20 protein-coding genes, 3 tRNA genes and 3 other RNA genes are annotated in these 23,804 nt (G+C 35.6%); 6 read left to right on the top strand and 20 right to left on the bottom strand.

Going from position 1 to position 23,804, the window contains the following annotated elements; all coding sequences use genetic code 11:
• Nucleotides 1-20 precede the first annotated feature (20 nt).
• From J3U56_RS07235 to J3U56_RS07300, 14 genes are all read right to left on the bottom strand, one after another.
• Nucleotides 21-452, bottom strand: a complete 432-nt coding sequence (locus J3U56_RS07235; protein WP_267334033.1) for a PTS sugar transporter subunit IIA — start codon at nt 450-452, stop codon at nt 21-23.
• Between the two features lie 14 nt (nt 453-466).
• Nucleotides 467-1,465, bottom strand: a complete 999-nt coding sequence (locus J3U56_RS07240) for an SIS domain-containing protein (protein ID WP_267367195.1) — start codon at nt 1,463-1,465, stop codon at nt 467-469.
• On the bottom strand, nt 1,462-2,547 hold the full coding sequence (locus J3U56_RS07245) for an SIS domain-containing protein (protein WP_267367196.1): 1,086 nt from the start codon (nt 2,545-2,547) through the stop codon (nt 1,462-1,464). Before J3U56_RS07245 ends, J3U56_RS07240 begins: the two co-directional genes overlap by 4 nt.
• 13 nt (nt 2,548-2,560) lie before the next feature.
• The gene (locus tag J3U56_RS07250) at nt 2,561-3,382 is read right to left on the bottom strand and encodes a PTS system mannose/fructose/sorbose family transporter subunit IID (RefSeq protein WP_065633795.1); all 822 of its coding nucleotides are present in this window, start codon (nt 3,380-3,382) and stop codon (nt 2,561-2,563) included.
• Nucleotides 3,363-4,199, bottom strand: coding sequence for a PTS mannose/fructose/sorbose/N-acetylgalactosamine transporter subunit IIC (locus tag J3U56_RS07255; protein ID WP_267334036.1), 837 nt, complete (start codon nt 4,197-4,199; stop codon nt 3,363-3,365). Before J3U56_RS07255 ends, J3U56_RS07250 begins: the two co-directional genes overlap by 20 nt.
• Nucleotides 4,200-4,216: 17 nt before the next feature.
• Nucleotides 4,217-4,684 carry a PTS sugar transporter subunit IIB gene (locus J3U56_RS07260; protein WP_065633797.1) on the bottom strand — a complete coding sequence of 156 codons (468 nt, stop codon included), beginning with the start codon at nt 4,682-4,684 and terminating at the stop codon, nt 4,217-4,219.
• An 11-nt stretch (nt 4,685-4,695) separates the two neighbouring features.
• Nucleotides 4,696-5,379 (bottom strand): GntR family transcriptional regulator, encoded by a 684-nt coding sequence (locus J3U56_RS07265; RefSeq protein ID WP_267334037.1) that lies wholly within the window; start codon nt 5,377-5,379, stop codon nt 4,696-4,698.
• On the bottom strand, nt 5,376-6,098 hold the full coding sequence (locus J3U56_RS07270; RefSeq protein ID WP_267344458.1) for a GntR family transcriptional regulator: 723 nt from the start codon (nt 6,096-6,098) through the stop codon (nt 5,376-5,378). The genes J3U56_RS07265 and J3U56_RS07270 overlap by 4 nt, the downstream gene beginning before the upstream one ends.
• Nucleotides 6,099-6,275: 177 nt before the next feature.
• Nucleotides 6,276-6,400: non-coding RNA, RtT sRNA (locus tag J3U56_RS07275), on the bottom strand.
• 41 nt (nt 6,401-6,441) lie between these two features.
• Nucleotides 6,442-6,566, bottom strand: a non-coding RNA gene (locus J3U56_RS07280) — RtT sRNA.
• Nucleotides 6,567-6,607: 41 nt separating this feature from the next.
• Nucleotides 6,608-6,732, bottom strand: a non-coding RNA gene (locus J3U56_RS07285) — RtT sRNA.
• Nucleotides 6,733-6,773: 41 nt separating this feature from the next.
• Nucleotides 6,774-6,850, bottom strand: a tRNA-Pro gene (locus J3U56_RS07290).
• Between the two features lie 22 nt (nt 6,851-6,872).
• A tRNA-His gene (locus J3U56_RS07295) sits at nt 6,873-6,948 on the bottom strand.
• A gap of 123 nt (nt 6,949-7,071) precedes the next feature.
• Nucleotides 7,072-8,367: a serine dehydratase subunit alpha family protein gene (locus J3U56_RS07300; protein WP_267334039.1), complete on the bottom strand. Its 1,296-nt coding sequence runs from the start codon at nt 8,365-8,367 to the stop codon at nt 7,072-7,074.
• 393 nt (nt 8,368-8,760) lie between these two features.
• Here J3U56_RS07300 and J3U56_RS07305 point away from each other — a divergent pair, with 393 nt between their 5' ends.
• Both J3U56_RS07305 and J3U56_RS07310 read left to right on the top strand, forming a co-directional pair.
• Nucleotides 8,761-9,441 (top strand): response regulator transcription factor, encoded by a 681-nt coding sequence (locus J3U56_RS07305; protein ID WP_065633815.1) that lies wholly within the window; start codon nt 8,761-8,763, stop codon nt 9,439-9,441.
• 19 nt (nt 9,442-9,460) lie between these two features.
• Nucleotides 9,461-10,756 (top strand): ATP-binding protein, encoded by a 1,296-nt coding sequence (locus J3U56_RS07310; protein ID WP_065633801.1) that lies wholly within the window; start codon nt 9,461-9,463, stop codon nt 10,754-10,756.
• A 7-nt stretch (nt 10,757-10,763) separates the two neighbouring features.
• Here J3U56_RS07310 and J3U56_RS07315 read toward each other — a convergent pair whose 3' ends face one another.
• On the bottom strand, nt 10,764-11,516 hold the full coding sequence (locus J3U56_RS07315) for a M15 family metallopeptidase (RefSeq protein WP_267344456.1): 753 nt from the start codon (nt 11,514-11,516) through the stop codon (nt 10,764-10,766).
• A gap of 122 nt (nt 11,517-11,638) precedes the next feature.
• Here J3U56_RS07315 and J3U56_RS07320 point away from each other — a divergent pair, with 122 nt between their 5' ends.
• Together J3U56_RS07320 and J3U56_RS07325 are read left to right on the top strand one after the other, a co-directional pair.
• Complete coding sequence (locus tag J3U56_RS07320) at nt 11,639-12,799, top strand: bifunctional tRNA (adenosine(37)-C2)-methyltransferase TrmG/ribosomal RNA large subunit methyltransferase RlmN (RefSeq protein ID WP_323849461.1); 1,161 nt, start codon at nt 11,639-11,641, stop codon at nt 12,797-12,799.
• Nucleotides 12,800-12,827: 28 nt separating this feature from the next.
• A complete protein-coding gene (locus J3U56_RS07325; RefSeq protein WP_267344454.1) occupies nt 12,828-13,442 on the top strand; it encodes a hypothetical protein in 615 nt (204 codons plus the stop codon).
• 309 nt (nt 13,443-13,751) lie between these two features.
• On the opposite strand, the gene J3U56_RS07330 is transcribed toward J3U56_RS07325, so the two are convergent.
• The 5 genes from J3U56_RS07330 to J3U56_RS07350 form a co-directional block, all read right to left on the bottom strand.
• Complete coding sequence (locus J3U56_RS07330) at nt 13,752-15,881, bottom strand: AAA family ATPase (RefSeq protein ID WP_267367197.1); 2,130 nt, start codon at nt 15,879-15,881, stop codon at nt 13,752-13,754.
• Between the two features lie 18 nt (nt 15,882-15,899).
• Entirely contained in the window at nt 15,900-17,531 is a 1,632-nt protein-coding gene (locus tag J3U56_RS07335; RefSeq protein WP_267334044.1) for a hypothetical protein, read from the bottom strand.
• A gap of 401 nt (nt 17,532-17,932) precedes the next feature.
• Entirely contained in the window at nt 17,933-19,579 is a 1,647-nt protein-coding gene (gene groL / locus J3U56_RS07340; RefSeq protein ID WP_065633806.1) for a chaperonin GroEL, read from the bottom strand.
• Between the two features lie 46 nt (nt 19,580-19,625).
• A complete protein-coding gene (locus J3U56_RS07345) occupies nt 19,626-19,919 on the bottom strand; it encodes a co-chaperone GroES (protein ID WP_034915350.1) in 294 nt (97 codons plus the stop codon).
• A 133-nt stretch (nt 19,920-20,052) separates the two neighbouring features.
• Nucleotides 20,053-20,502 carry an FxsA family protein gene (locus J3U56_RS07350; protein WP_267344452.1) on the bottom strand — a complete coding sequence of 150 codons (450 nt, stop codon included), beginning with the start codon at nt 20,500-20,502 and terminating at the stop codon, nt 20,053-20,055.
• A 158-nt stretch (nt 20,503-20,660) separates the two neighbouring features.
• On the opposite strand from J3U56_RS07350, the gene J3U56_RS07355 reads away from it, so the two are divergent.
• Nucleotides 20,661-20,736: transfer RNA gene (locus J3U56_RS07355), tRNA-Phe, on the top strand.
• A gap of 665 nt (nt 20,737-21,401) precedes the next feature.
• On the top strand, nt 21,402-22,871 hold the full coding sequence (locus J3U56_RS07360; RefSeq protein ID WP_267367198.1) for a hypothetical protein: 1,470 nt from the start codon (nt 21,402-21,404) through the stop codon (nt 22,869-22,871).
• The last annotated feature ends 933 nt before the right edge of the window (nt 22,872-23,804 follow it).

Consider the following 23,804-nt stretch of genomic DNA (forward strand, 5'->3'; position numbering starts at 1 on the left):
TTGTTTTTTATTTGACCAGTTTAAAACTCTTCATCTTCTATTATTGATGACGTCATTGACACCATATTATAGTGTTCAATACTTTGTTTAGCGGTTTGCATTAGTTCTGGTAATAAATCATCTAACGCCATTTGCGTTCTTAGCATAAATGTTGCCAATAACATGGGTATATTCACCCCAGTAACAATTTCGAGATTTGGGTAATTTGCCATTAGTCTGGTTAATGTATTAAAGGGGGTGCCACCTTTTAAATCAACAAAACAAAGTAGAGTTTGTCCTTCCTGTGTTAGCATTGTCAATGTTTGTTCAATTTGCTGTTGAAAATCATCTAACGATTGCTCTGTTAAAAAAGGGACTGCTTCACATTGTGTTTGTTTACCACAAATCATTTCAGCACTTTCAATAATGCTGTTTGCCATTGGTCCATGGGTGCTGACTAATACTGCAATCATTGGCAATGTTCTCCTTAGTAATCTAAGCAACGATAATAACGACGAATTGACATTGGATGACGATTTAAGTGTTCGACATAAGCATCAATTCGATTATTGATAGTACGAAAAACAAACGGTGATAAGTGTCCACGATATTTTTCAGCGATACCCGGTAATTCATAATCTTTGGTATCAATAATGGTGTAATTTCCACAAATTTGTGGTAAGAATTTAGCGACACGTTCACTTAATGGACGCTGTGTATCTTCACCAACATAAACAGTAACTGCCGTATCACGATCGATCACTTCTAATGTACCATGAAAAAATTCAGCTGACTCAATGGATTTTGAACGTAACCAATGTTGCTCTTCCCAATAACACATAGCATGAGAATACGTTGCTCCCCATTGATTGCCCGCACCAACAAAATAGTGCATTGTATCGTTATGGTGTTTTTCAGCAACTTCTTGACCAAATTTATCGGCTTTTTTAGCAACAGCAACAATATTTTTAGCAAAGTGTTGATCCATTTGTTGATAAAACTCATCATAATCAGGGAACTCACCGGCTAAATACATTAAACGATCTGCTGTCATAAAGAATTTTAATTGTTCATTCATTGGGTAAGTAATAACATGATGTGCCATTTTCCCTAATGGCGTATCAGCTTTATCCATGAAAGCGAATATGGTTGAACCCACTTCTTTTTGAATTTTCTCAATAGCTGCAACGACTTCTTGTGTGGTACCTGTGACAGATGAAATAATGATTAATGTGTCTTTAGTGATACGTTTGTTTCCTGTTACTAGATATTCAGCCGCATGTTGAACAAAAGTTTCAATGGCTGTTTTTTCTTTCATATGGACAACTGCTTGCATTGATGATGCATACGTACCACCAATACCTAACCAGCAAACATTGCTGTAACCACGTTTATGAATTTTATCAATAAACTCATTAATTTGTGGACGTAACGCTAATGCACCATTCATGCTGTCGAGTTCTTTTTGTTCGTCATATTTTCTCATACTGTAACCCTCTTTATTTTAGATTTAGTGATTTCATCAAATTCTGGATATGTTGATTTTTCTAGATTGTGACCTTTTAATTGCGACACTTGATAACTGAGTAAGTGAATTGGGATAGTCATAAACAGTGATGATAAAAGTTCATCACACTCAATATTTAAGCACAAATCGGCTATTTTCGGTGTTTTGGTATCATGTGCATAAATAGTTGCAATGTTTTGCACATATTGTTTTAAAAACTGTTTTAACAACTCAGCTCTGTCCATGAGTCGACCTTGTGGTTCAATAAAAACGATATAATCATCGCGATGCAAGCCAAGATAAGGGCCATGCATATACTCTTCTAATTCTTTGCCAAATGCTGTATTGCGGACGGTTTCAGTGAATTTGGTTTCACCTTCGCGTGCAATGCCGTATGTTGCGCCATAACCGATAAAAATCACACGGTTAGTTTGATTGAATTGATCTTGATGTTTCGCAACCCAAGCTTGTGACTGCAAAATGGCTTGTGGCAATAGTTGGGTTATTTTTTGTATTTGTGTGAAATAACTTTCAAATTGTTGAGCGTTTATACGCGCTAGTTTTTGACTAATAGCTAAAGCGATTAACATCAAGTCGAGTATGGTTACACTATAACCTGCACTGACATAAGGCATCTCTTCAATTGGCATTCCCATTGATAAAATATGATTACTCACTTTATACAATGGACTGCTTGGATTGCTGGTTAAACTGTATATAGTTTGATTATTCTCAACAAATTGTTTAACTAAATGAATCGTTGAGTAGCTTTCACCGCCTTGCGAAATAGCAAAATATAAATTGTTGGGATCATTGTAATATGAATAATTAGCCGCAATAGAAGGATCTTCTATATAAACTGGCACGTTTAATATTTTACTCATAAAAGGGCGAGCGCTATAGGCCGCATTAGCGCTTGAACCTGTTGCAAAAATAACAATTGCGTTAAGTTGTTTGATCTGGCTTAAATCGATAATATTGGCAAATAACGTTTGGTAATTATCGAGTATATGTTGATAATACTCAGGTTCTAAAGCCACATAATCTGCGATACTTTTCATTGTTTTCCTCTCATTAACCTAACAAACCGCTCCAGGCACCAAAAATACCTATTGCCGCAATTAATAATAGAATCCAATGTGCTTTCACTTCTTTTTTAACAAGTACAAAAATAAACAGCGTAAAAAGTAACGGTAATATTTGTGGCACAATTCCATCAAATATATCTTGCAGTGATGCCGCGTCTGAACCTGAACCAATTTTTAATGGCATATTTAAGGTAACCATGGTGGCAACCATCGCCCCGACCACACAAAGCCCTAATACCGAAGCGCCATAGGATAATTTATCCATCAAACCTGTTTTTTGAACTTTGTCGATAAATGAAGTGCCGATGTTATAGCCTATGAGTAAGCCAAAATACCGCGCCAAAATTGCCGGGACATTAAAGATTAGTAAAAATAAAAGTGGGCCTAAAATATTGCCTTGCAACGCTAACGAGGTACCAATGCCTGTTGCGATGACACGTAGTGTTCCCCAAAAAAATGAGTCACCCAAACCACTTAATGGTCCCATTAGGGCAATTTTAACGTCATTGATTGAGTTTTTATCAAACTCACTGTCTGTAGCGTGTTGCTCTTCCATGGCAATACAAATACCCAATGGAAAAGTGATTAACCATGGTGTGATATTATAAAATTCAAGGTGTCGTTGATAGGCATCGGTTAATTCTACTTTGTTATTGCTGTAGATTTTATCCAAAGCCGGACGCATAGCATAGGCATAGCCTAAATTCATTTGTCGTTCATAGTTCCATGACCATTCAGCGGTAAACGAGCGCCAAAAGGTTCTGTTTAATTCTTTATTGGTTACTAATTTAGAATTCTTCATTTTCATAATCGATCTCCTGTGATGCTAATGCATTACCCGTATTGGTATTGAGCTGTTGATTACCTTCGTCTATTGCGCCTTTTTTGCCATTAAATGCAGAATAACCGGTCAAAATTAAGGCAAGACAAGCGCCAAAAATAGCCACGCCGGTAACAGGTACTTTCATGTATACCGCTAATGCAAAGCCAAGAACAAAGAAGGTAGTATTGGTTTTTTTGATCATAATTTTCATTAACATTGCAAAACCAAAAGCTGGTAGTAGCCCTGTGGCAATACCTAAACCATCAATGATAAATTTAGGTATCATCTCTAATAAGTTGTTAACAGCGGCACTACCAAATAAATAGGAAAATCCGACAACTAACCCAATTGGAAGATTGATTGAGAAAAATCCACCTAAGATATTCATTCTATCCATCCCTTTACCATTGCCTTCACTGGCATATTTGTCTGCTTTGTGAACAAAATAAGGAAGAATAAAAAGGAAGCAGAGGTTTTTGACTAATAACACCAGTGACGCAATTGGAATACCTAATGTTAAAGCAATTTCGGTACTTTTGCCTGCACCAATAGCAAATGCGGTACCTAAAACACTGCCTGAAATTATTTCGGGTGGAATCGACCCCCCAATAGAAAACGATCCAACAAAAGCTAACTCTAAGGTTGCACCAATGATAATGCCTTGAGTGATATCCCCCATAACTAAACCTGCTAAAGTACAGGTGACAAGTGGGCGAGATAACATTGATGATCCTAAAAAGTATTCAGCATTTGCTAACATCGCAATTAAAGCTAATAGAAGTGCTGTTAATTCGATACTCATGTGTTGTATCCTCTAAATTATTTTTCAAATTTTTGCTTTGCTTCACTCGGAACTTGTTGAATGTAAATATCAATGCCATCTTGTTTTAATGCAGTTAATAAATCTGCTTCTTGCTCAGTTAGATTGATCGTTTTAGAGTAGCTCTTCGTGCCTTCGCGTGGTTTTGTGCCACCTAAATTGAGGCTGGTTATTTTTCCTTGAGTGCCTCTAATTAGCTTTTCAGCATCGGCAACCGATTCAACAACAATCAGCATTTGATATTTATCAGTTACACCCGAATTAATTGCCTCAATGCTGTCATCAATGGATTTCATGACTAATTTGCCATGTTCAGGTTTAGCTAGTCGAATAGCTGATTTGCGTAGTTCGTCATTTGCCACCGTATCATTAGCGACCAAAATAGTATTGGCCCCAACGCTATCGAACCATGAAACAACAACTTGACCATGTAATAAACGATGATCAACACGTAATAATTTAATCATTAATTTTCCTCCTAGGTGAAATCGACAACATATTTAGTATTAGTAGCAAATTTATATTCAATGGCTATTGGTTCGCTGTTAATATCAAAATAGTGGTTAGAAATTTTAAATAATGGGTTATTAATTTTGATACCTAGCTGTTTGGCAAGTTCAGCATTGGCAACAATTAATTGTAAATCTTGTTCTAATTTATCAACTTTCTTTTTACTCGAATTGACAATTTCCAGCGCCGATAACACTTTTATGATGGAAAGTTGAAAATCAGGAAAATAGTTAAGAGGTAACAAAAATATAGCTTTTACGACACTGTTTTTTGCCACTTCAAGAAAGCTGATATAATAAATAAGCTCGGACGATTTTATTTTTAATAATTGACTGTAGTAGCTTCCTGCTTGTCTTAAATAAGACTCTTTAATCACTTTTTTATCATTTTGATAATCATAGGGTTTGATGATGCCCGTCATTTCTAGAATATTTTGCGTTGAAAGTTTAGGTGCGACAAATAAACCCACCCCTTTCTTTCTTACAACTTGATTTTTTTCAACTAATCGATCTATTGCTTTACGAATAGTTGTTCTACTTACGCCGTAGTTTTGTTGTAGCTGGCCTTCTGGCGGTAATGCGGCACCAACACCATACCTACCTGTATCTATTAGCTCGCCTAATTGAACTGCAATTTTTTCAAATAACTTCATTTATCTGTCTCGCTATAATTGAAGATATTTTTAGCCGATAAGTGATATTTAAATCGGTTACCTATTAAATATTGCTCAGTGTGTTCAAAAGGCTCAAAGTTATTATCGTAGTTATAACTTGAAACTTTATAGATTGGTGTTTGTTCTTTGATACCTAAATACTTGGCACATTCTTTAGTTGCGGTTTCGTAGGTAATTTCTTCCCGACCATGACTCGGGATGAGCTGGTAATGATCTTTTAAATATTGATAAAGCGACACATTGCTCAAATTTTGTGTTTCTAAACCTCTGAATTTTTCGAAGGGTAAATAACAGATCTCGTAAGATAAAGGCATTTCACCTAATACGCGTTGCCTAATTATTTTGAGTAATTGGTGATTAAAATTAAAGAATTTTGTCAATTCTGAGGGAATCTTGATAATTTGGTTGGAAAGAACTTTGATTTTAATTTGTTTAGGATTTTCTTTATCTATTTCTTCACTAAATGAAGACATTTTTAACATATTGATTTCAAAGATTGTTGGATATTGCGTATTTTTTTTATCAAAAAAAACATAGCCTTCCATGGCCAAATCATTTAACGCTTTTCTAACCGTTGTTCGACTGACGCCAAAATATTCGGCAAGCCCACGTTCTGTGAATTTATCCTTAATTATGGCTGGATTGGCTTTAATTTGCTCTTCAACAGCTGTTTTGACCGCAATATCACGATATTCCAATAGTCATCCCCTTCCTTTTTTGGATCGTAATATCTAAAAGATATATCTTAAATCCATTTTTATTGGTTAAAAATTAATTAAAAAAATATATCTTGTCAATCTTAAGTACCAAAATTGTTGTTGTGATCACAATATTTATTGTTAGTAACATTAAATCAGTAAGATAATAAAAAATAGAGCGGGGGAAGAGAGGATGACTCGCATTTTATGCTCGCCCTTCGGGCCGTTGCTTTGGCAACGTTGTCTCGCGATGCTCGGCTCGAACCTCTGTTGGTTCACATCCTTTAAGCTAAAGCGGATAATAAAAAAGCCCACTTAATGAGCAGGCTTTTTTATTTAAAATTGGTCGGCGAGAGAGGATGACTCGCATTTTATGCTCGCCCGTTGGGCCGTTGCTTTGGCAACGTTGTCTCGCGATGCTCGGCTCGAACCTCCGTCGGTTCTCATCCTTTAAGCTAAAGTGGATAATAAAAAAGCCCACTCAATGAGCAGGCTTTTTTATTTAAAATTGGTCGGCGAGAGAGGATGACTCGCATTTTATGCTCGCCCTTCGGGCCGTTGCTTTAGCAACGTTGTCTCGCTGCGCTCGGCTCGAACCTCCGTCGGTTCTCATCCTTTAAGCTAAAGCGAATAATAAAAAAGCCCACTCAATGAGCAGGCTTTTTTATTTAAAATTGGTCGGCGAGAGAGGATTCGAACCTCCGACCCACTGGTCCCAAACCAGTTGCGCTACCAAGCTGCGCTACTCGCCGTTAGATTTTTTGCTTCATAAAATGGGGTGGCTAATGGGATTCGAACCCACGACAACTGGAATCACAATCCAGGGCTCTACCAACTGAGCTATAGCCACCATTGAAGCAGGACGAAATATTACGCATAAAAAACAACATTGTCCAGCATATTTTTTAAAAAATATACCAATTGGTTATATTAAAAGCGCTAAAAGTTTAATCTTTTAGCACTAAAACGTAGTTTAAGCCTTATGTGACATGATATCAATAATCTGAGTATCAGTTGCTTTCATGCTATTACTAGCGATAGCCCCTAAGTTGTTGATTGAATTTTCAACACTATCACAGACTATACCTTCGTTTCCTGTGACCCGAATATGGTTTAAAGCCATCAGTACAGCTTTAAACGCTGATGAAACAGATGTTGAAACTTTCATTGCACAGCTATTTGAAGCGCCATCACAAATGATGCCTGATAAGTCGCCAATCATATTACAAATTGCCATATCGACAGGTTCATATCTACCTTGACCAAGTAACCATGCCATACCCGCTGCTGCGCCCATAGCGGCTGTTGATGCTGCACAAAGAGCCGATAAAGGTGGAAACTTACTATGAATATAAATGGCAATAGTATGGGATAATATTAATGCTCGAGCTAATTGTTCAGGTGTTGCATCTAAATAGTCTGCTACCACCACAACCGGCATGGTGGCAGTGATCCCTTGATTACCTGAACCTGAATTGCTCATGGCTGGTAACGTTGCGCCCCCCATACGAGCATCAGATGCAGCGGTTGTGCGAATAATGACCTTTGAAAGCAAATCATCAGCTAATAATCCTGTTTGGGTTTGTTCATGTAATGTTGAGGCAATACTTAATCCATAAGCATGCTTTAATCCTTCTTGAGATAGGGCGCAATTTAATTCGGCAGAGTGTAAAATGAATTGAATATCTTCGAAATTTGCATAGGTTGCAAAGTCATAAATTAATCTGACTGATACCTGTTTGATGATATCGTTATTGTTTAATTGATTTGCAGTAATGTTATTTTGTTTAAAAATAACGCTACTGTTTTTTTCAATCAAAATAACATTGGTATGTGAATTTTCGATGCATACTTTAACATGATCGTGTTGAGTATAAATATTGACTTCACAGTAGATAGCTTGATTATTGTTGGCTATTTTCACATTCACTTTGTTATCCACTAACATTTTTTTAGCTAAGGTGATTTGCTCTGTTGTAATATTTTTTAATACTTCAAGTTCTGCATTTGCATCGCCACCTATTGCGCCAATTGCTGCGGCAATAGGTAATCCAACCATACCAGTGCCAGGCACAGTCACGCCCATACCGTTCTTCATTAAGTTAGGTGAAACATAAGCATCAATTTTTTCAATATTATTTTTGTTTAGATATTGAGCCGCAACTGCAGCGGCAAATGCTAATGATATCGGTTCAGTACAACCGAGTGCGGGTAATACTTCGTGTTTCACCAATTTAATTAACTCTTGCCACATTACTTGTTGTTTCATTATTTATCTCCATATTTTAATGGTAATGTTGATGGTGAAATGTTACCTTCTTGATAGCATACTATTTTATTTAATATTTATTGAAAATTGAACGATGTGATTGCAGCGTAAACAGTATAAGACTTAGTTATTTGCTGTTTGATATTAATAACCAATCTGACAATTTTGACTTAAATAATATGGTAAGTAATTTAACTGATAAATACTATTCAAATTCTTTCAAAAAATATAATAAGAGATAATATTTATCTTAAATTTTTTATATGGTTGGTTAGTAAATTAAATAATCAGGAATAGTTCAAAATATGTAATATTTTAGTAAAACTACCTGACTTTTTTTTAATTATTGCAATAATGTAAAGACCTAAAATTTAGATAATAATGGCGATTATGATAAATATTTTATTAATTGATGATGATATTGAATTATCACAAATGCTAAGTGAATATTTGACCAATGAAGGTTTTAATATTAAAAGTGTTTATTTGGGTAAAGATGGTATTGATGAAGCATTATCGGGTAAGTATCGTGCCGCAATTTTAGATGTCATGCTACCTGATATTAATGGTATTGATGTATTAAAAAGCATACGTCAGCAATGTAATATGCCCGTTATTATGTTAACAGCTAAAGGCGATAATATTGATCGGGTGTTAGGCTTAGAGCTTGGTGCTGATGATTATATTCCTAAACCTTGTTATCCACGAGAATTATTAGCTAGGTTGCGAGCGGTTTTACGTCGGTTTGATGAACGTTCAGTTGAGATGGTTGATGACAAAAAATACCATTTTAATGGTTTAACGCTTGATTTACCGCAGCGACTTTGTACTTGGAATGGGCAAGTTATTGATTTGACATCAACTGAATTCAATTTATTAGTTTTATTAGTCAAACATAGTGAACGGGTTGTGACTAAAGAAGAGCTATCTGAAATAGGATTAGGTCGAGCTAGAGAGCTTTATGATCGTAGCGTGGATGTCCATATTAGTAATATTCGTCAAAAACTGTCTCAAGTAGCACAAAACGATGTGACAATTGAAACCATTCGAGCAGTAGGTTACCGTATCCGTTAACGATAGAATAGGCTTTGGTATGAATCGTCGATTATTTTGGAAAATACTGATTATATTTTGTGTGATTTTTTATCTTACCTTTCAGTTAACCTGGATAGCTTTCTCCTTTTATGTAGAAAATAGAAATCAACGTTTTCTTAATCATATGCCGACCAAAGTCGATATGATTGCGCAATTGTTACATGTTGCGGGTGAAGATGAAACACTTAATTTTATTGCGCATTTACCTGAACGTGAACGGGCGTTGTTATCAATAAAATTAATTTCCCCACAAAATGATCAAGTTAATATATTGACCGATGAATTAGAGTCACCAACTTATATTTATCAACGAACAGCAATTGCGCCTGATGGCACTTTATATGCTGTTTCGTTTAAAGAAGATAAAGATGATCGTAGCAAAAAGGTATTTTTTAGTATGCCATTGCCAATTATGTTAATGGGGGGATTTGTTGGTTTAGCTTTTAGTCTATTTTTAGCATGGAACTTAACTCGGCCAATGCGCTTATTGCGACAAGGTTTTTTTCGTGTATCACAAGGTGATCTTTCTGTCAGGTTATTTAAAAAATTAAAGCCTAGACGTGATGAACTCAGTGAGTTGGGTAAAGATTTTGATATGATGGTTGAACAATTAAATATTTTAATTTCAGATCGTCAAGCACTTTTACATGATGTGTCACATGAGTTGCGTACACCGCTTGCGCGTTTACAGTTAGCCATTGGGCTTGCTCAACAAAATAAACAAAATATTGATACTGCTTTAGCGAGAATTGAATTAGAGTCGGAACGATTAGATCAGTTAATTGGTGAAATTTTAAATTATTCACGCGCCGAAATGAATAATCGTACTGATGAATATTTTGATTTAAAAGATTTAATTAGTGTGGTGATTAGTGATGCTAATTATGAAGCCAATCATCAATTAATTGATGTACATTTTAATTTAGCATCCATAACGCATTCTATTATTAAAGGTAATTCGGAACAAATTCGCCGAGCAGTTGAAAATATTATTCGTAATGCAATTCGTTTTTCTAAAGCTGGGCAAGCTGTCGAAGTGTCGTTAAAAGAAGTGGGTAAATATTTGCAAATTGAAGTCAAAGACCGTGGTCCAGGTGTTGATTCAAATAAATTATCGAGTATTTTTGAACCGTTTGTTCGTATCCAGTCAGCGCAATTAGGCAAAGGTTATGGTTTAGGTCTGGCAATTGCAAGAAAGACCGTCATTATGCATAACGGTACGATTCAAGCAAATAATCGTGATGGTGGGGGATTAGTGGTCACTATCAAACTTCCTTATTGGCGAAACCACTAATGTATTATTAATAACACTCAGAATTAACCGTTAATACATATTGTTTGACTAAACTTTCAAGTGTAATTTTGTCGTGACCAGTAAAATTGAGCCTTTGTATAATTTTATCAGGCTCACTGTCTAATATAGCTTTATATTGCGCGATATATTGGCTGGAAATAGGTTTGTATGACCAGTGCCACTCTTCTGGCAAATATCCTCCTTTACGACCTTCATTGAATGGCTGGCAAAAACCATACTTAGGTAAATTTTTTTGTAGCCATTGGTAAAGTATGATGCCTTTTTTATCATTTCTAAAATAACTTGATGAAACACTGGTAATGTCAATATCTGTTCCCCAATGATGTCTTGAGGTACCTGGCATAGATGATAGTTTTAAAATTTGCTCAGCAATTTTTTGTGGTTCATGAAGTTTTGGTAACAAGTCATCCCATTTACGTTGCCAGATGCCATTTTGATACGTGTAATTACGAGTTGCGCTCACAACTATAAACGGTATATCTGGATAAGACTTTTTAAAGTCGTTATAAGCTTTAATTAACTGCTCGGCAGGTTCTTTTTGCAGATACATGCCTTTTTTATTAACAGGCAAAATTGTTGAATCTAACGCAATAAAATTGTTATCTTTCTTTTCGTCAAATTGACCTGTTAATTTATCTAATGGAATTGGTTGTGCCATAGCGAATGTTGAACATAAAAGTAAAGTTATTGTATGAGTAATCGTTAACGTTTTTTTTAAAATTGTTGAATTCATTTTCATTTATATATCACAAATATTTATTAGCCAGATAAGGTGAAAGCCAGTATAATCCTTTCCCTAAAAATTTAAATAGCCATAATGTGTAAAAACGAGGCCTTATGTTAACATCATCAACACCGAACATGTCTGTAAATTGTGCAGATGCTGCAAAAATAACACAAACTACTCCAGCAACCAATGAAAAAATTAATCTACTCAATTTTACCCGCCAGCAATTGAGAGAGTTTTTTATATCATTAGGTGAAAAACCTTTTAGAGCAGATCAAGTGATGAAGTGGATCTATCATTTTGGAATAGATGACTTTGATCAAATGACTGACATTAATAAAAAATTACGTGAACAATTAAAAACGTTAGCCGAAATTAAAGCTCCAATAATAGCGATGGAACAGCGCTCATCTGATGGTACTATTAAATGGGCATTGGATGTTGGCAATAATCAGATGATTGAGTCGGTGTATATTCCTGAGCGCGATCGCGCAACTTTGTGTGTGTCCTCACAAGTAGGATGTGCTTTGGAATGTAAATTCTGTTCAACCGCCCAGCAAGGTTTTAATCGTAATTTAACCGTTTCTGAAATAATCGGCCAAGTTTGGCGTGCATCAAATGCCATTGGTGTGACAGGAAAATTAGCTGATAGGCCTATTACGAATGTTGTTATGATGGGAATGGGGGAACCTTTACTCAACTTATCTAACGTTGCACCGGCAATGGAAATCATGTTAGATGATTTTGGTTACGGTTTATCAAAAAGACGTGTTACGCTTTCAACTTCTGGTGTTGTTCCTGCTTTAGATAAGTTGGCAGGAATGATTGATGTTGCGTTAGCGATTTCACTTCATGCTCCAAATGATGCGATACGTAGTGAAATTATGCCAATTAACCAAAAGTATAATATGGCGATGTTACGCGATTCAATTTTACGTTATTTATCTACTTCAAATGCCAATCATGGCAAGGTAACAATTGAGTATGTATTACTAAATCAGATTAATGACGGCGTAGAACATGCCCATGAATTAGCTCAATTCTTAAAAAATGTACCAAGTAAAATTAATTTAATTCCATGGAATCCGTTCCCTGGTGCTCCTTACTCTCGTTGCTCAAATACACGTATAGACCGTTTTATGAAAACATTAATGGGTTATGGATTTACGGTTATTGTACGTAAAACCCGCGGCGATGATATAGATGCAGCATGTGGTCAGTTAGCCGGTGAAGTTGTCGACAGGACTAAAAGAACATTGTATAAAAAGCAAAACTTGGTTCAGCAAACCGCATAAAAATAGACAACGGAAAAGGGAAAAGTTAATGAAAATATGGTTAGTCATCTTCAGCTGTTTATCCATGATTGCTTTAACAGGTTGCCAAGTTAAAGGACATGAAGAATTTGATCCCGAAGCTGCCGCATTATCTAGAACGCGATTAGGTTTAGCTTATTTGGCTAAAGCTGATGAGTCACCAGAAAATATCAAAGCTGCACATTATAACTTGAAATTGGCTGCCCAATATTCACCTAATAACCCTCAAGTTATGCTAGCAATGGCAATGTTTGATCAGCATGTTGGTGAATATAATGAAGCTGAAATGATTTACAAACGTATCACCTTAATGCAACCCGGTAATGGACTGTATCATGTCCATTATGGCTCTTTTTTATGTGGTAGAAATCGTTATCAAGAAGCCAAACAACAATTTCAACAAAGTATTGATTTAGATCGCCACCGTTGGAAAGCCGATGCGTATGAACAGTATGGTTATTGTGCAATTCAAAACGGTGATCAAAAAACTGCTGATTTAATGTTTAAGCAGCTTTTTAATTACGATGCATCTCGACAAGAAAGTGTCATTAAAACGGCTCAATTATACCAAAAAAATGGTGATACTAAGGTGGCTAATTATCTATTTTCTGTTGCGAAAAAATAAATATTGATAACGATATCGTGCTTGTACAAAGCGGAAGTTTACACCCTAGGCTTGTTGCGTAAGTTTAATTAAATTATGTTAGTAAACCATTTTGGGTGATGGTTTACTTTACGTAATATAACTATGAGAAAAAATCACAACGGATAATTTATTTACCACTGCTATTGGGTATTTTCTGATAATTTACGTGGCTACGCTAAAAAGTTTTGGATTGAAGACAGGTTATATAATTGAAGCTAAAGGAACATTTCCTGTTAGCTTCAATTTATTGTAGTAAATTCACTTCGCTAAAAACGAAGTGAAGCGTTTTTAATTTTTACAAAATTCCATATCAAAACTATGCGTTTGTTGGTTATACACTATTTTAAACGTGCCTTGATCAAGTGGGTTTTGTAATATGTGATTGACGATAAACGGTCGAATATTGGCTTTAATATAACCTGGTAAACCTCTTGCACCACGAATAATATCATAATGATCATGACAAAATGCACTAAGACAAGCGTCTTGTACTTCTATAGTTAGGTTTCGAGGTTGATAAGCTTGATTGAGTTTATCAATTTCACGGCGGATAATCTTCTCGATAACTTCCATTGGTAGTCGTTTAAAGTGAACGATATTTTCTCTACCATTAAAACGATTCAGTAATTCTGAACGATAGGTATTATTTAGCTCATTTGTTGCTAGTTCGCGTGCTGCCTCATCAGATAGATTAGGATCAAGATAATAAGGCTGACCAATATTTGATGTCATAATAATCATTATGTCAGAAAAATCGACCGTACGACCGATATTATCGGTTAAACGTCCGTCTGATAAGATCTGCAAGAAAATATTAAATACATCTGGATGTGCTTTTTCGATTTCATCAAATAGGTAGATACCAACCGGTTTAGCCCTAACTGAATTAGTCAAAATACCACCAGCTTCAAACCCTTCATATCCTGGCGGTGCACCAATTAATTTAGCAACTGCATGTTTTTCCATATATTCTGACATATCAAATCGCACTAATGATTTTTCGTCACCATATACGTATTGCGCTAAAGCTTTTGCCATTTCTGTTTTGCCTACACCGGATGGCCCTAAAAAGAGGTAAGACATTGCTGGACCAGACTCTTTTAGTGCATCGACTTTAGCAACTTTAACCGAATTAGCTACATGTTTGACGATTTCATCCTGACCAAAAATACGTGACAATAAATGCGCTTCTAAATTAATTAAATTTTCAACTTCGTTTTCATCGAGTTTATTGGTTGATATTCCCGAAATTTTACTAAATTCAGTAATTACTTCTTGTCGATTTAGTCGTAAATCTTTATTGGCAAGCATTACTAGTTTTTTATGTTGCTCATTATTTTGTGCAATTTCGGCATCAATTTGTCGAATTTTTTCTTTCAATTTGGTGACAGCTGGCGAGTCAAATCCACCTGCTGTCAATTGAGCAAAGGTTTTTATGGCCGCAGAATCAGAAATTTTGTTTTCCTCTTCTTGCTCCTGAATTTGGGTGATTTCGTCTTGTAGCTGGAAGCGTAATGTTTCAGCATCACGTTGATATTGATATGTTTTGCTAATTTCTGATTTCAAATCTTGCCAATCTTGTTGCCATTGATTTAATTGCTGTTGCAAAGTTTGACGTTCTGTTTCATCAGTACTTTTCGCAATTTTAGCCATTAATTCAGCAATTTTAGGGTGCTGTTTATGCGTCAGTTGGCGGTAGCTTGCTAGTGCGCGATCAAGCAAGGATATTGCGCGTTGAGGCTGTGCTCCACCTAAACCCAAACTATCACGATATTTGCTTGTTAAGTGTATTGCTTCGTCAATAGCATTATCGTCAACTTCGATTTGATGATGTTCAGATAGCTCTTTTGCAACAACTGTAACAATTGCTTTTAAATCACTTCCTGTTGGCTCTTTTACATCATAAAGCGTGTAGAGCTCTGGCATTTTAGTACTAGCTTTTAGCACACTACTAAGTTTATCATCACGAACTTCTAGAATTACTTGAAAATTACCTGATTTATCAGCGTTATTTAATGCATTAATAAAATGAGCATTACCGGTATTGTGTGCCGCTTCTAAAAAATTAGCTGTATCAGTAATAATTAAAACCGATTCAGGTGTTTGCAGTAATTTTTTTAAAATATTTTGAAATTCGTTATTAATTTTAGTGCTATCACCACTGGAAAACAGTGCATCACTATTTAACCAAAATAGTTTTTTAACAATTAAGTCAAATGGTGTGTCAGGACTATTTTTAGCTGCTTGTAAACCAAGGGTAAGCGCCGAAACGCCTACACCAGCTGGTCCTGTTAGTAAAAGTGAGTTTGATGATTGTCGGATCAGAATTGATGATATTCTTTCTAAATCATGCTCTCTTCCCACTAATGAAAAATTGGGATGTTGCGCTAAATATTCACGCCCTCTAACTAGGTACATTGTGCATTCCTTCGTCAGTTATAGTTTAAAAGGGGACGTAGTATTTTTAGTTTCTTTTTTGGCTTCACTCTTTTCAGATAAAACATCACCAGTTACTGCAATAAATTCACGAGTATCACCTTGAACATCTTTGGACATTTTTTCGATTTCTTCTAAATTAGCGCGCATTGTTTCAAGGGCAGAACGGGTGATTTCTGTTGCTTCACGTTGAGTATCGCCAAATTCAGCTAAGTTTTGTAGCATAGCTTCTAAGTCGTTATTGATTTCATCACGACCCGTTGCAATTCGTATTGCTTCGTTCTTAGCAATATCGTTAGTTACTCTCGCCATTTCAGCTAAAGTATTTCCTGCCATGGATTGCGCTTCATTAATCGCTGCTGAGTTAACCGCTGTTACCACAACGCTAAGTTGTGAAGCGACTGATGCAATACCGCGTGAATGCATTGCTCTTGCACTTTCTACTTGTTTTTTAGTTGCAGCTTGCATGTTACGTATTTTAATTGCTTCGGTAGTTAATTCGCCATAGGTTTGCATAGTATCGACAGTTGCGGTTGATACGGTATCGATATGTTCATCTAAATTACGTCGAGTTTCTTCCAGTTTCATTGACTCTAACAAATTGTCACCAACATCTTTATTTTCGAGTTCTTGTCGGCGTTCACGATGGACTTTTTCAACTTGTTTGGTCGCTTCGTTCATAATGGCATAAATTTGGATCATATTACCATTATTGTCGCTAAGCCCTTCGATTTGTTTAACCATCTTTTCAAGATGACCACGAATAGCACCAAAACGCTCTTTACCTTGGTTAACGAATTTTAAGGCAGATTCAACCATATCAGCTTGTCGTAATGTGTGTTCATCTGATGTTAAATTCAGTAGCTCTTTTAATTTCTCAACATCAAGTGATTCACTACGTTGCGCATGGCGGTGTTTAATTTCTTCTTCAAGATTTGCTAATTGTGTATTTTTATTTTGTATATCTTGTTCTAATTGCGCTATTTTTTCTTGATTAATTGCTATTTTCGCTTTTGAAGCCGCTTTAATTTTTCCAAGTCCGAAGAATATTCTATCTTGCTCTAAAGTATGAATTTCTTCTTTTAGTTTGGTTATTAGTGTATTGTTATTTGTGATTTCATCTTGTATTTGTTTTTTTTCGGCTTGCTTCTCATCATCCCATTCTTGATCTGCTTTTATTTGCGCTAGAGCGTTACGTGTTTCACCATTTTGGCGTAAGTTATAAAGCGCATCAGTTATCTCGGTAAGCGGTTTGATTTTATCAATAAAATCATTAAGGTCATTATTAAAATCAGCATAGACTCGTTGCAATTCAGCGAACACTTCGGTATCAGTCATTTCGATACGTTGCTTAGACATCTCTTCAGAGATTGATTGTAGATATTCTTTGAACTTATCAAACTCTTCTACTTTTTCACGATCTATTTCTTTATTATCGGTAAATTCTAAAATTTGTGTAACTTCTTGAACTTTTTGTTCAAGAGAAAGATTATCGGAAAAAATAACTTTGAAAAAAGTATTATTTTGAATGTTAGCTTGAGGGGATTCTGTTCGGGTAGATTTTTGTCGTTGTCTTACTGAATAATCATTTTGTTGAACTGTTGCAGCTTTTTTACTGGACGATACACTCATTGTTCTATTCCTTTTTATATTCACTTATTATTTAATAACTTTATATCTTATTTCATATAAAGTAATAAAGTTTGGTATAATTAATTTATTTTTATAGAAAAAATAAACCTCATTTTTTCATCATGTTATTATCTATTTTACATTTCATTTTGACAAGAAAAAAACAACATACTTGGTTCATTTCTAAAAAAGCGTAACTAAAAGTCATAAAGAAAAATTAGATGTATTGCTATTTTCAACAACAATTAGTGTAAATGGACTTTTATTTGATATTCACGGTGTTGATTATGTGATTAAGTTGTGAAGTTAATGAGTATTTGATAGAAGGAAAATAAATAAAAAACCACCCGATAAAAGGGTGGTTTTTTAACAGGTTTTGGGTTGTAACGAAATAGGATGAATTACATCATTCCGCCCATTCCACCCATGCCGCCCATACCACCAGCAGCACCTAAATCAGCTTTATCATCTTTAGGTAAATCAGTAACCATACATTCAGTTGTGATCATAAGACCTGCAACAGATGCAGCATATTGTAATGCGCTACGCGTTACTTTAGTTGGATCTAAGATACCCATTGCGATCATATCGCCGTACTCTTCAGTTGAAGCATTGTAACCATAGTTACCTTTGCCACCTTTAACTGCGTTAACAACAACAGATGCTTCTTCACCACAGTTAGTCACGATTTGACGTAATGGTGCTTCCATCGCGCGTAAAGCTACTTTAATACCAACGTTTTGATCTTCGTTTGCACCTTTAAGGTCTAAAATTGCAGATGCAGCACGAACTAACGCAACACCACCGCCGGCAACCACACCTTCTTCAACCGCTGCACGAGTCGCGTGTAATGCATCTTCAACACGTGCTTTTTTCTCTTTCATTTCAACTTCAGTTGCTGCACCAACTTTAATTACTGCAACACCGCCAGCAAGTTTAGCGACACGTTCTTGAAGTTTTTCTTTATCGTAGTCAGAAGTTGATTCTTCGATTTGTTTACGGATTTGTTCAACGCGCGCAGTAATTAAAGACTCTTCACCAACGCCATCGATAATAGTGGTATTGTCTTTATTGATAACAACACGTTTAGCTTGACCAAGATCTTCTAACGTTGCTTTTTCAAGCTCTAAACCGATTTCTTCTGAAATTACAGTACCAGCTGTTAAAATCGCGATGTCTTGTAACATTGCTTTACGACGGTCACCAAAACCAGGTGCTTTAACTGCGGCAACTTTAACAATACCACGCATAGTATTAACAACTAATGTTGCTAATGCTTCGCCTTCAACATCTTCAGCAATGATTAATAGTGATTTACCTGCTTTAGCAACTGCTTCTAATACTGGTAGTAATTCACGGATGTTAGAGATTTTTTTATCAGCTAATAAAATATATGGGCTGTCTAATTCAACCGTTGCTGTTTCTGGTTTATTGATGAAATATGGTGATAAATAACCACGGTCAAATTGCATACCTTCAACAACATCAAGTTCGTCTTGTAAACCGGTGCCGTCTTCAACAGTGATAACACCTTCTTTACCCACTTTTTCCATTGCTTGTGCAATTAAAGTACCTACAGTTTCATCAGAGTTTGCTGAAATAGTACCAACTTGTGCAATCGCTTTAGAGTCTGCGCATGGTGAAGATAATTTTTTAAGCTCTTCAACTGCTGCAACAACAGCTTTATCGATACCACGTTTTAAATCCATTGGGTTCATGCCAGCCGCAACCGCTTTTAAACCTTCATTAACAATCGCTTGAGCAAGGACTGTTGCAGTAGTTGTACCGTCACCAGCAGCATCATTTGCTTTTGAAGCTACTTCTTTAACCATTTGTGCACCCATGTTTTCGAATTTATCTTCTAATTCGATTTCACGAGCAACTGACACACCATCTTTAGTAATAGTTGGTGCACCAAATGATTTATCTAATACTACGTTACGTCCTTTTGGACCTAAAGTGACTTTAACTGCATCAGCTAGTACATTAACGCCTTTAAGCATTTTAACGCGAGCGTCATTACCAAATTTTACATCTTTAGCTGCCATTTTGTATTTCTCCTGAATTCTGTCTATAAATTAAATTATTTGCCAATTACGCTTGAACAATGGCTAAAATATCGCTTTCAGATAAGATAAGCACTTCTTCGTTATCAATTTTTTCTGTTTTAACGCCATATCCTTCATTGAAAATAACGATATCGCCAACTTTAACGTCTAATGGTTGAACTTGACCATTTTCTAAAATGCGACCATTACCAACAGCTAAAACTTCACCACGTGTTGATTTACCCGCAGCTGAACCTGTTAAAACAATACCGCCAGCTGATTTTGATTCTACTTCTTTGCGTTTAATGATCACACGATCATGCAATGGACGAATTTTCATTAGTTATCTCCTAGCACTAATTTAAATTAAATAATTATTAACAATAAATCATCAAATTATGATCTATATAATATAGTGAATACTACATGGGGTTTGTTTTAAATTCTTCAAGAGAATAAAATCAAAATATTTTTTAATTGATTAATTCTTCATCATCTTTACGAATAAATTCTCCCTCAATAATATCAGCATTTTTATCAGTGCGTTGGTATGATGAAAATATTGATTTTTTGGGCATTTTTCTCACAATGAAATTAACAATCGATTCTTGCACATAAGGAATTAATAAAATAGCGCCTAAAATGTCGGTCAAAAAACCAGGGATAAGTAATAGAAAACCAGCAAACAATAAAGCAACACTTTTAATAATTTGATTTTTAGGGCTCTGATTTTCTGCTATTTTTTGTTGCATTTCGCGCAGGTTTTTTAAACCTTGTGTTTTAACTAATGAAAAACCAATAATAGATGTTGCAATAATACAAATTAAGGCAAGAAAAACGCCAATAGCGTTAGCTACCATCATAAATGTACTAATCTCAAAATAGAGATAAATAAAAAAAACAATAAAGCCTAGATATCGCATATAACAATTCCTTAAAAAGTGACGTTATATTATTAAAATTAGATCCAGATATATAGATGATTAGTTATTTTTCAACCAAACAATCTATTTTTTTTAAAATATCTTACAAAAGGGATTGACGGATAATCTCAGATCGTGTTTAATGTGCATCCATTGTTGCCCGGATAGCTCAGTCGGTAGAGCAGGGGATTGAAAATCCCCGTGTCCGTGGTTCGATTCCGCGTCCGGGCACCAATTCCAAAAAAGAACACCAGCGAAAGCTGGTTTTTTTATGTCTAAAGCCTTTTCTGATAAGCTTTGCAATGCATTTTCTTATCAATCAACTTTCACCAATATTAAATCAAATCAAGTACAATATCGAATACACAGACAGGTAGATTGGCTTCAATAATGGCATGTATCGGTAATATGGCTTTAATGCCTTTATATATTAAGGTTAATAAGCATGACAAGAACGTTACTGACTTAAGTCTATTTTCTACTTTCTCGCAATTTTAGCTAAATAACGTATAAGCAGAAATTAATAACTTTCAGATAGTAATAACATTCCCTATTCATTTACCATTCTTTACAAATAATCGCCGTTAATCGGTAGTTAAATTTTACTAAGGTGTTATACTCTGAACGATAAATTAACCGTTTTTTTCCGCGCACTATAATGGAAAAGTGTAAATAAAACATAAATTTGCTTGAAGGATTGCGCATTATGCTTTATAATATAAAGACACAAGACACAAGACACAAGACATTGGCAGCCTTACGTCAAAAATCTATATCAACACACTTTAGCTGATTTATTACACCTAAAGCTTAATTTAAAACTTAGTTTAGTATTCGATTTAGTCTCTCGTTTTCTGCTCAAATTAAAGTGTGATTGTGTATCTAATTTTAGGCAGAGGTTGCTATCTGGTTTAGTATCGCACGTTCGCCAACCCAGCTCTCAACATCATTGTCGACGACAGCTATTATTGGTTAATCGTCCGCCATATATTGTTTTCAATATAAAACGCTATTTAGCTTTAATACCTTTGTTATTATTACCTTATGCCACTACGACTCAAGCGTTGTCGGCGACTACGGCGCAAGTCATTCATGGTAGTCAGCCCTATTTAACTTTTGATAATGGTAAGACTAAAATTACCACTACTGAGGGGCTGTTAGGTATTACGTTATCCGATGGTACCCGCATTACACCTTCCAATAATACTTCAACCTTAGATAATCCAATAGTGTTACCTAAAGAAAACCAAAGCTTTATTGATATTGCTATGTTGGTGCCACCCACTGCTGATGCTATCGCTTTGAACACCTTAATTGGCGAGCCTTACAATTATTGGGGGGATGATGATGGAGATACTGACGTTATAGCTACCGGTTCTCTAAGTTTATCTATCGTTGATAAAAGAGGTCAACGGGTATCACGTAGTACTGTGCCAGAGATTTGTAAGGCACCTTATAAGGTTACGTTATCCAGTACTAACGGCACATTAACTACCCGTTACGGAGTTCCTAATAGTAGTAATTTCAATGCAAGTAGTGTGACTTATTTCGTCGATCCTAAGGCTACGCCTGAGGTTTGTTTTTCTCGGCCTGATTTGACTTACGCTTCAGATCGATTTGCAGGTCCGGCTTCGATGTTGGACCCTACTAATGGTTTTCTTTCTCAGTCAACTGACCCATCACGTTATGGTCAAAACTTTCCTACTACTGGTTCTAATGGATTGTACTTTGATTTACTCATTACCGGTAGTAAACAGCTTTTGTCTTGGTCTCCGGTCTCTCAGGGAGGTATCACAGCTACAATGAGTAATTCTACTGCTACAAGCGTACGCGTTACTTTAACTGGTCCTTTCGCTACCGAATCCCAGCAAAATTCGGACAATCCTGGTCTTATTTCTAAACCTACTTTGCCCCAGACATTCGAGTTGGTCGGTCGTGACAGTCGAGGTAATGCTGTCGTTAAATATGGTTTTACTTTGAAGCAGTGGTTCGTCAACCGATCTACTAAAGACTACAGTCATTCTAAAACCTTATCTTGGTGTAATAGTATTGGTTATCGATTACCTAAGGTAAAGGATTTGACAAATGCATCTTGTACGTCTGATTTTCCATTAACCTTCTGTAGCGGTTTAGTCGGCGCTTCTCCTTCCTCACCTGGTGATTATTACATGCGTTATATAGGTGCGGGCTTTTTCGCGGAGTGGGGCTCTATGGCTTATTATCCAGCCATTGGTCTCAAAGGCCAATGGTACTGGACTAGTGAACCGAGTAATGCTGATGGTGACCTGGCTATAGTGAACGTAGACATAGGTACTGCGCGCTTTGTCAACAACTTTAACACACATAACGCGCTTTGCGCCTATCCTTAGTGCTTAGTCCTTAAGTTGTGGGAGTATATAAGAGGTAATAAAGGATAAACTGCCAATGTAAAGTCGCAGCGGCATGGGCAATCCGAGCCGAAAGAGTTGGCGAGAAAAGAGCGGTAGTTGCTTTAGCGACAACCGCTTACGACCGACAACGCCAACGGTGGTGTTGGCGGCTCGAAAAAAGAGTAATCAGGCATTGTCGAAATAAAATTGAAGAAAATAAGTATTGATATGTCAGTATTTGATAAAGTTGATCTAACTAAAGAGATTTGAATTAGTATTTTTTAATCTGTCATTTTGTAACTAGTATTACTAAACTAGCTTTTTACAAAGTATTTAAATTTTGTATTGTAGACCGAATTTTAATAAAACACTAAATTTTTTTGATAGAAGTTTGGTTAAAACATGAAAGATGTTAACGGAGTAAAAATGCCTTTAAAAAAAGATTAATTTTAAGAATACAAACACAAATACTTTTTTCTACCTAAAATTCCTTATCCCAACTCCTCATATTTTAAGCTATATCTTCATTTCCCATCAGGCACCAATCCTAAAATTATAAAACCTCCTAAAACCACGCTTCAACTATATTTTAGTTGCATGAAATCAAGTTGAAAATTTAATTTTATATTATTAATTTGGTGATTATTTTATTTACACTAACTATAATACATTTAATAAAAATCAATTAGTAAGTGATTATTTATATAAAAAGTTAAGGGTGATACTTAAATTGATCACAACTAAAACATATTTTTGATATAGATTTGCAAATTGAAACTGGCACTAATTTTGCATATTTTTATTTGTTTGGCGGTATCTAACTTTTGTTGCGTTAATGTTAGCAGTCATTTCAATTAAAAATGGTGTGTTAATGTAAATGCCTATGTCACACGTTGATTTTAATTATGGTGCTTTTTGCACTATATCTGTGCG

This window comes from Gilliamella sp. B2824 (assembly GCF_026536245.1).
Lineage (GTDB): Bacteria > Pseudomonadota > Gammaproteobacteria > Enterobacterales > Orbaceae > Gilliamella.